The sequence below is a fragment of the Mycobacterium sp. NGS62 genome, assembly GCF_059812285.1.
Genome location: NZ_JCALCK010000031.1, coordinates 1 through 7,432 on the forward strand (window position 1 = coordinate 1; position 7,432 = coordinate 7,432).

The following is a 7,432-nucleotide window of genomic DNA, read 5'->3' on the forward strand; positions in this document are numbered from 1 at the left end:
TCCCAACCCGCCACCATCATCAACCCCAACAACCACGTCATCACCTCCTGGACCCGCACCACCACCATCACCAACCCCGCACTGCTGCGCGGGGCGGTACCAATCCGAAAGGCGGCTGCGGGGATTCACGGGGGAAATGGCTCAGTCGAGGTGAAAATCCCTGCATAGACGCGCTGCAAAACAGAATGCAGCAGCATCTCCAATCGTCGCTGCTGCTGGACTAGAAACACGAGAGGACGGAGCACAACAAATGGTCTCTCCGACAACAAGCAGCCAACCCGTAGAGCAGATTCTAGAGCGCGAAGACGTTGCGCTGCGCGTGCTGACGCGCAGCGACATCGCCGATATCCCGATCAGTCCCAGCGAAGTCATGGAACTCGTAAAAGGCGCCTACCTGCGAGTGGCCGACGGTTCGTCCCGAGCGCCGGCAAAAATTATGATGCGCTCGCCGTATCGGGATTCGGCTGCCTATGCGATGCCCGGCTATGACGGCGGTTCGCAAATCGCAGCGTTCAAAGATTATTACATGCAAAACGATGAAGGGAAGAAAGAATACATCACGATCACGCTCTACGACGATAAGGCTGGTTTACCGATAGCGTTTATGGACTGCTTCCGAGTCACCGCGCTACGAACGGCCGCCAACACCGCCCTGATCGCCGGCGCATGCGCGCCACCCGGGGCGCGCACCGCGCTGGTGACCGGCTCCGGTGCCCAAGGCCGATACACCTTCCCCTTCCTGGTCAGCGCCCTGCCCCACTTGGATCGGCTGATGCTGTACGCGACGCATCCCGACGGCATCGCCGCCGTGCGCGCATCTTTCCGCGAGCAGCACCCAGATCGCGATATCGAAGTCGTCACCGATCCCGAGAAAGCCGCGAGCGAAGCCGATGTTCTTGTCGCGACGTCGGCTGGACCGACCACGGAGATCAAGTTCCGGACGAGCTGGCTCAACGCGGGGGCGCTGTTCATCTCGGTGAACGGGACCGGCGTGCACTCGTCGTCGCTGCGCGACGCCGACTACGCTGTCGCGACAAGCGCGGGCCAACTGGCGGTGACGGGCACCCGCTTTGCCCACGAGGATGGCTCCTTACGCTTGGACGCGGAGCTGCCCGAGATACTCGCCGGACATGCACCGGGCAGGCGAGACAAGGATGACCGGGTCTTCGTTTTCAACAGCGGCATGGCCATCACCGACATCCCGGTCGCACATGCATTGGCCACCCAGGCGATCGCTCGTGGACGTGGACAGGAGATCAGACTGTGGAGTTAGCGCAAATGCCGTTGTCGTTGCCCGCGATTGAGCCGGGATGGTTTCGCCAAGTCATCGCCGACCGTTGGCTGTTAGCCGATATGGCTCATGCGGTCGGCGGGCCATTTCATGTGCTGTTCGCGCCGTGGTTCGCCCGAAACCTCAAGGCTTTTACTGATGTGATCGACTCGGCCGGGATACAAGGGCAAGTATTTTTCGCCAAGAAGGCCAACAAAGCCGGGAGCTGGCTACGGGTCTGCGCGCAGACCGGTGCCGGTGTCGACGCGGCCAGCGCCCCGGAATTGGTTCATGCGCTTGGCTGCGGTGTGCGCGGTTCAGACATCGTGGTCACCGGGCCGGCCAAAAACGAACATCTGCTCTGGCTGGCTGCCCGCCACGGTTGCTTGATCGCTGTCGATGCCCTCGACGAGCTCGACAGGGTCATCGCGCTGGCCCATCGCGGCGAGAACGTCCGGATCCTGTTGCGAGTGCTTCCAGACGTCAACCCGCACAGCCGATTTGGTTTGGGCCCCACCGAATTGGACACCGCGCTACAGCAATGCGCCCAGCAGCGGTCCCGAGTGTCAATGGAAGGATTCTCGTTTCACCTCAACGGATACGAAGTCGCGCCTCGGGCGCAGCTGGCAGCCCAGCTGGTGGACCGAGTCGTTGAGGCACGAGCACAAGGGCTGGCGGCGACGTCCATTTCTATCGGTGGCGGATTCGCGGTGAGCTATCTCGACGCCGAGACGTGGGACCGGTTTTTGCGCGACAGCGATGAAACCGACTTTCATGCCGGGAAGACGTTCACCCACTTCTACCCCTATCACCAGGCGCCGACCGGGGCCGACATGCTGACCGCGATCCTCGCCAGCGAGGACGCCGGCGGCGGAGGCACAGTCGGCGACAAGTTCGCCACGACGGAAACCAAGCTGCTGCTCGAGCCCGGCCGTGCGTTACTTGACGGGGTGGGCTTCACCGTTTTTCCGGTCCAGGGATTCAAGCGACGCGGCGACTACGGAATCACCACCGTCCTCGGGCTGAGCATGAGCTTGTCGGAGCAATGGAAGTCCAGCGAATTCCTCCCGGATCCGACGCTGTGGCCCGATCAACGCCCCGACGACCTCGCGCCGACAGGCCCGGTTCGAAGCTGTGTCGGCGGAGCAAGCTGCCTGGACTATGACATGCTGACCTGGCGAAAAGTGGAACTACCGCGCGAGCCGCGTTATGGTGACCTGCTGATCTACCCCAATACTGCTGGCTACCAGATGGATAAGAACGAATCCGAGTTCCATGGACTCCCCTTGCCGCCCAAACTCGAAGTGTCCCCTGACGATCAGGGCCGGTTTCGCTGGCGCCCTGACCGGAACGGTGACCACCTGTGAGCCAGGCGCCCGTGGGTGAAAGCCGCGGGACGCGCCTTGCTCCACTAGTGCGCACTGGCCGGGAGCTCACCGCTTTGGCGGCACCGATCGCGGGCGTGCAATTCGCCCAAGTTGCCTTGACCACTACGGATTTGGCCGTGATGGGACTAATCGGTGTGCAAGCCATCGCCGCCGGCGGGCTGGCCGCGATCTTGTACAACTTGATGCGCACCATGTGCGTCGGCGTGGTGACCGCGGTGGGAAACCTAGTCGCCACTGCAGCCGCTCAGGGTGAGGCACGTTCCGGAAGCGACGGCCCGGATGCCGAGGCGAACACGGAAATCCGCCAGATCAACCGATCCGCGTTCTTGGTGGCCACGGTGACGGCTGGCCTGCTGGGGGCCGCGCTGATTGCCTTGGGCTACATTTTGCCGTTTTTCGGAGTGGACAAAGACGTGCTGGCCCTCGCGCGACCCATGATGATCGCCTTAGCTCCGGGGTTGATCCCGATGGTATGGCTGAATGTCTTGCGCCAGTTCTCCGTCGGCATGCGCCGCCCCGGTCCCCTGTTGGCGGTCAGTATCGCCTCCATCGCAGTGAACGCAGCGCTCGACCTGGTGTTGATCTACGGTCTGCTGGGCATCCCCCGGCTGGGCTTGGCGGGGATCGGGCTGGCAACGAGCCTGGTGCAGGTGCTCACCGTTGCCGCCTTCTACATCATCCTGCGCCGTGACAATCATCTCGCCCCGTTATTGTCGATCGACGGCTGGAATGCCGACGCCGGAACAGCACGCAAAATCCTGCGCTTGGGCATCCCCATTTCCTTGACATACGGCTCGGAGGCCGGGATCACCTCACTGGCGGCCGTGGTGATGGGAGCTTTTGGCCCCGTCGTGTTGGCTGCGCATAACGTGGTGACTCAGCTGACCCGCATCGCATTTCAAATCAGCATCGGCCTGTCCCATGGATCATCAATCCTCATCAGCCGTGCGACCGGTAAAGGCGATAAAGGTCAGGCCGAGCAGATAGCCGTCGTCGCGCTTCTCCTTGGAGTGATCAGCACGGTTATCCTCGGACTGCTCTATGTCGTAGCCCCGTACTGGGTGTTACGGCCGTTTTTAAATCCCACCGACTCGGCAACTATTGTGATCGCCAAATTCTTCCTATTCTTCGCGATAATCCAGCAAATCGTGGACTTCACACAAAACATCGCCGTCGGACTGCTGCGGGGTATCGGGAACACCAAGGCCGGACTGGGAGCAACCACAGCCGGGTATTGGTTGGTTGGCTTACCCGCCATGTTGCTGCTGGCGTTCCCGGCGCAACTGCATGGGGCCGGGGTGTGGATCGGGCTCAGCACGGGGTTTGCCGCGACCGCAGCGCTGCTGCTGCGTAAGTTCCGCAAAGAGTTGCCGCAAAGAGTCTGACCGGCGTCTACGCGTGGCCGCCGGAGTTGACGTATAGGGTGCGGCGGTGGCGGGTTTTGTGGCGCGGTTCCGCGGTTTCGACAAGCCCAGCCGGATTCTGCTGATCAATCAGTTCGGCATCAACGTCGGTTTTTACATGCTGATGCCCTATCTGGCCGGCTACCTCGCCGGCCCGCTCGCGCTGGCCGCCTGGGTCGTTGGCCTGGTTCTGGGTACTCGCGATTTTTCCGAGCTGGGCATGTTCATCGTGGGCGGCACGCTGGCCGACCGGTTGGGCTACAAGTGGCCGATCGTGGCTGGGTGCCTACTGCGCGCCGGCGGGTTCGCGCTCCTGGCGGTAGCCCAGACCTTGCCCGCCGTGTTGATCGCCGCGGCGGCCACCGGATTCGCCGGTGCCCTGTTCAACCCAGCGATCCGCGCTTATCTGGCCGCCGACGTCGGCGACCGCCGAGTCGAGGCTTTCGCAATATTCAACATCTTCAATCACGCCGGCATCTTGCTGGGCCCGCTGGTTGGACTCGCCCTGATGGCCGTTGACTTTCGGGCCACCGCGGCAGGCGGAGCGGCGGTCTTCGCTGTGCTCACAGTGGCGCAACTACTGGTCTTGCCTCAGCGCCGTGCCGACCCGGCACCGGAGAAGAGCTCGATATTGCAGGATTGGCGGGTCGTACTCGCTAATCGATCTTTCCTATTGTTCGCCGGGGCGATGATCGGCTCCTATGTGCTGTCGTTCCAGATCTACCTTGCGCTGCCGTTGCAAGCATCGATGCTGGAGCCGCGCTCACACTCACTATTAGTCGCAGCGCTTTTCGCTGTTTCAGGCCTGATCGCCGTTGTTGGACAGCTGCGCATCACCCGCTGGTTCGCCGAACGGTGGGGTTCCAGACGCAGCCTGGCCGTCGGCTTGACCATGCTGGCAGCGTCGTTTCTGCCCTTGATCGCCATCGCAGACCGCGAGCGCTTCGGCGCCCTCCCGGCGCTGGCCGCACTTTTGATGTCAGCTGCCCTGCTGGCCGTCGGCTCAGCCGCGGTCTTCCCGTTCGAGATGGACACCGTGGTCTCGCTGGGCGGCCGACTGGTGGCCACCCATTACGGTTTATACAACACCATCATCGGGGCCGGAATCCTCGTCGGCAACCTGGCCACCGGCGCGATTATGGGCTCCGCACGACGGATTGGCGTCGGCGAATTGGTATGGGCAGGACTGATTCTCATCGGAATCGTTGCCGCTGTGGCCTTACATCATCTCGACCGTGCCCACCGCCTGCAACCTCCTCACTCCGACGTCTTCCCCACCTGAGCGGCCCACCGCTAATAGGACCGCGCGACGGTTCGCCCGTACTACAAACGCTCGGAGCGGTGCGTAAGCGATAATCGGGCCTCCATGCAGGCACGCTGTGTCGGTGTCGACACGCTGCGGCGACACCATCCCCATTGGGGCAATGGATCTACTTGAGAGACTCGCTTGGCGCGGTCTATGACCGTCAGAAATGGTATTGAGAGGCACGATTCTTAGCGCACCTGCGATCGCGAAACACACTGCTAAGCAGAACGTTTGAAAATGCGGCGGTGATTCCGAAAGACACGAACAGTCTCGGTACTGGCGAGCGGTCGCCGCGAGCGTTAAGTGATTAGGTCCAGCCATGGTCGCGCAGCGCTTGACCTTGCCCTACGGGCAAACCCTACCGTTGGAGCCACCACTGGCGGAATGGCGAGGCTGTGCATGAAGGAAGGGTCCCAGATCTGGAACATGACTCAGTGGACTGGACCGGGAAGATCACGGTGCTTGAAAGTACCGAAGGCCTGCCGGCGCAGGCGCATTACGAGTGACGGTAGTTGGATCGGCTCCCCGGAAGGAGCCACGATAGATGGGAAGCTGATATGTGCCCTGCATCTATGGAACGGACCGCGGTGCCGGCTGGTGTCGACGTCGACAACGAGACGGTGATCACCGGCCGGGTTGTCGACGATTCCGGGCAGCCAGTTCGCGGCGCGTTTGTGCGACTGCTCGACGCGTCCGACCAGTTCACCGCGGAGGTGGTCGCATCGCGCACCGGTGAGTTCCGTGTGTTCGCTGCGCCGGGATCATGGACGCTGCGCGCGCGGTCCCCGATCATCGGCAGCGGCGACGCCGTAATCAGCCCCGCGAGCCCGGGTATCCATGAGGTGGACATCAAAATCACCACCTGGACCGCTGGCTGCTAGACAGGAAAAGGCCCAGCAACGCGGCCAACATTGCCCGGTCGCTCGAAACGTGCATCGTGCCACTTTTCCCAAGAAAGAAAGCGCGCAAGAAACTCAGGACGGTTCAGCTGCGCAAAAACGTACACCGAGGCTTTTTCCAGGAACGCGATGGCCTCCTCCTGCTCGGCCACCTGCGCACGCAGTAGCACCAGCTCCGCGCGCTCGTCGGCCGAAAGCGGTTGACCCCCAGTAAGGTCCGGCTGACCACCAGCGCCGGACTCGGCCCTCCGCCACCGCTCATCACGCACCCAAGTCTGCAGCACGCTCTGATGCAGATCCAGCTCGCGCGCAACATTAACGACACGCTCATGCCTATCAATGACACGATGTGCGGCCTCGAACCTGAACTCAGGAGTAAACGATCGCCGACGTCGTCTTGGCATACCGACAGTCCTTTCAGGTCGACTATCCGAACCTAAAGGGCTGCCCCTGCGGCAAGGTCAAGCGCTGCATTACCGCCTTCACCCGGTTTCTCGGACTTTCATCGGCCATTTGCCCGACGGCCCACCGCCATGGTCGGCGAGGTGTCACGTAGGTCAGCCGCTGCAATCGTCACGGATTTTGGTTCCGCTATCAGGTGACTCGCGCGGCCCGGTGCCAGGCGCCGTGGCGCAGCGATCGCAGGCCGTTGAGTCCGACAATGACGGTGGAGCCTTCATGCCCAGCCACGCCGAGCGGCAATGGCAGAGTGCCGGCGATATCCCAGAGGACCAAGACGGTGATGAAGGTGGCGGCGATGGCGAGGTTGGCGATCACGACACGCCGTGCTTGCCGGGATAGGGCGATGACGGCGGGGATGGTGGTGAGGTCATCGCGGACAACGACGGCGTCGGCGGTCTGCAGGGTGAGATCCGAGCCAGCGCCGCCCATCGCGATCCCGGCGTGCGCGGCCGCGAGCGCGGGGGCGTCGTTGATGCCGTCGCCGACCACGGTCAGCTTGTGCCCAGCGGCCTGCAATTGCTGCACGACACTCACTTTGTCGTTGGGCAGCAGTCCGGCGCGCACGTCGCTGATGCCGACCTGGTCGGCGAGCAGCTCGGCGACGGCTTGGTTGTCGCCGGTCAGCAGCACTGGCGTTGTGCCAGTCAACCGGGCTGAGGCGGCGACTGCGGCAGCGGTTTCCTGCCGTAGTTGGTCGGTGATCG

7 protein-coding genes are annotated in these 7,432 nt (G+C 62.7%); 5 read left to right on the top strand and 2 right to left on the bottom strand.

Features of this window, described 5'->3' with window-relative positions; all coding sequences use genetic code 11:
* Positions 1-250 precede the first annotated feature (250 nt).
* The 5 genes from AC5Y49_RS24275 (at position 251) to AC5Y49_RS24295 (ending at position 6,248) form a co-directional block, all read left to right on the top strand.
* The gene (locus AC5Y49_RS24275) at positions 251-1,273 is read left to right on the top strand and encodes an ornithine cyclodeaminase (RefSeq protein WP_499891933.1); all 1,023 of its coding nucleotides are present in this window, start codon (positions 251-253) and stop codon (positions 1,271-1,273) included.
* 80 nt (positions 1,274-1,353) lie between these two features.
* A complete protein-coding gene (locus AC5Y49_RS24280; protein ID WP_499891938.1) occupies positions 1,354-2,637 on the top strand; it encodes a type III PLP-dependent enzyme domain-containing protein in 1,284 nt (427 codons plus the stop codon).
* Positions 2,638-2,648: 11 nt separating this feature from the next.
* A complete protein-coding gene (locus tag AC5Y49_RS24285) occupies positions 2,649-4,043 on the top strand; it encodes an MATE family efflux transporter (protein ID WP_499891939.1) in 1,395 nt (464 codons plus the stop codon).
* A 46-nt stretch (positions 4,044-4,089) separates the two neighbouring features.
* Positions 4,090-5,343, top strand: a complete 1,254-nt coding sequence (locus AC5Y49_RS24290) for an MFS transporter (RefSeq protein WP_499891934.1) — start codon at positions 4,090-4,092, stop codon at positions 5,341-5,343.
* A 581-nt stretch (positions 5,344-5,924) separates the two neighbouring features.
* Positions 5,925-6,248: a DUF1416 domain-containing protein gene (locus tag AC5Y49_RS24295; protein WP_499891935.1), complete on the top strand. Its 324-nt coding sequence runs from the start codon at positions 5,925-5,927 to the stop codon at positions 6,246-6,248.
* On the opposite strand, the gene AC5Y49_RS24300 is transcribed toward AC5Y49_RS24295, so the two are convergent.
* Both AC5Y49_RS24300 and AC5Y49_RS24305 read right to left on the bottom strand, forming a co-directional pair.
* Complete coding sequence (locus tag AC5Y49_RS24300) at positions 6,245-6,670, bottom strand: transposase (RefSeq protein WP_499891936.1); 426 nt, start codon at positions 6,668-6,670, stop codon at positions 6,245-6,247. The genes AC5Y49_RS24295 and AC5Y49_RS24300 overlap by 4 nt on opposite strands.
* A 190-nt stretch (positions 6,671-6,860) precedes the next feature.
* On the bottom strand, positions 6,861-7,432 hold a 572-nt coding region (locus AC5Y49_RS24305), incomplete at its 5' end, for an HAD-IC family P-type ATPase (protein WP_499891937.1).